Source organism: Nonomuraea cavernae (assembly GCF_040655715.1).
GTDB classification, from domain to species: domain Bacteria; phylum Actinomycetota; class Actinomycetes; order Streptosporangiales; family Streptosporangiaceae; genus Nonomuraea; species Nonomuraea cavernae_A.
Genome location: NZ_JBFAKL010000080.1, coordinates 1 through 1,322, shown reverse-complemented (window position 1 = coordinate 1,322; position 1,322 = coordinate 1). Strand labels below are relative to the sequence as shown.

Sequence of the window (1,322 nt, the reverse complement as noted above, 5' to 3'; positions counted from 1 at the left end):
TGAACCGCCCCGGTTTTGATGGAGACCTCAGCGGTTGATTGCTAGGGCTTCGTTGGGGTGATGCTGAGCGTAGTAGATCGCCTCGAACTCCTCGGGCGGGAGGTGCCCGATGGATGAGTGCAGGCGGGTGGTGTTGAACCAGGCCACCCATTCGGCGGTGGCCAGTTCCACGTCGGCCAGGCTGCGCCACGGGCCTCGGGGCTTGATCAGCTCGGTCTTGTAGAGGCCGATCTGTGACTCCATCAGAGCGTTGTCGAGCGCGTCGCCGACCGTGCCGATGGAGGCATCGATGCCGGCCGCCAGCAGATGGGTGGTGAACCGGAAAGACGTGTATTGACTGCCCGCATCCGAGTGATGAATCAACCCCGGCCCGGCCGGATGGCCGGTGCGCTCGCGCCGCCACAGGGCCATGTCCAGGGCGTCCAGCACGAGCGTGGTGTGCTTGGTCAGCGAGGCGGCCCAGCCGACGATCGCCCGGGAGTAGATGTCGACGACGAACGCGACGTAGACCACCCCGCACCAGGCGGACACGTGGGTGAAGTCGGCCACCCAGGTGGCGTTCGGCCGGGAGGCGGTGAAGTCGCGCCGCAGCCGGTCGGCAGCCCGCTCGTGTCCTGGATCGGGCGTTGTGGTGCGGATCTTCTTGCCCCGCCGGGCGCCTTGCAGGCCGAGCGCGCGCATGCGTCGTTCGACGGTGCAGCGGGCCACCCGATGCCCCTCGCGCAGCAGTTGCTGCCAGACTTTGCGGGCGCCGTAGACGCCGTAGTTGGCGGCGTGGAGGCGCTGGATGTGTTCGTCCAGCTCGGCGTCGCGTACCGACCGCGCCGAGGGCGGGCGCCTCTTGGCGGCGTAGTAGGTGCTGGTGGAGATGGGGCAGCCGTGTTCGGTCAGGACACGGCAGATCGGCTCGACACCGAACACGCCGGCGTGCTGGTCGATGAAGGTCACGAGTGCGTGTGCGGCCGGTCGAGCTCGGCCGCGAAGAAAGCCGAGGCGGCCTTCAGGATCTCGTTGGCGCGCCGGAGTTCGGCATTCTCCCGGCGCAGCCGCTTCAGCTCGGCCGACTCGTCCGTGGTGCGGCCGGGCCGGCTGCCCTCGTCGATCTGGGCCTGGCGGACCCAGGTGCGCAGTGTCTCCGCGGTGCCGATACCGAGCTTGGTCGCCACCGCGTTAATCGTGGCCCACTCGGTCGGGTAATCCGGCCGCACTTCGGCGACCATCCGCACCGCTCGGCGGCGCAGCTCGGCGGGGTAGGGAGACTTACCTGGCATGGACTCGATCCTCTCAAGAGATCAAGTCTCCACCGAACCCGGGGCGATTCA

1 protein-coding gene is annotated in these 1,322 nt (G+C 68.3%); it reads right to left on the bottom strand.

Annotated features, from left to right (window positions below):
- Positions 1-27: 27 nt before the first annotated feature.
- Positions 28-1,271, bottom strand: a protein-coding gene (locus tag AB0I38_RS40295) for an IS3 family transposase (RefSeq protein ID WP_358496202.1) whose coding sequence is annotated in 2 segments (ribosomal slippage) — positions 28-989 and positions 989-1,271 — 1,245 coding nt in all. Because the reading frame shifts where the segments join, the coding sequence is not laid out codon by codon here.
- Positions 1,272-1,322: the final 51 nt, after the last annotated feature.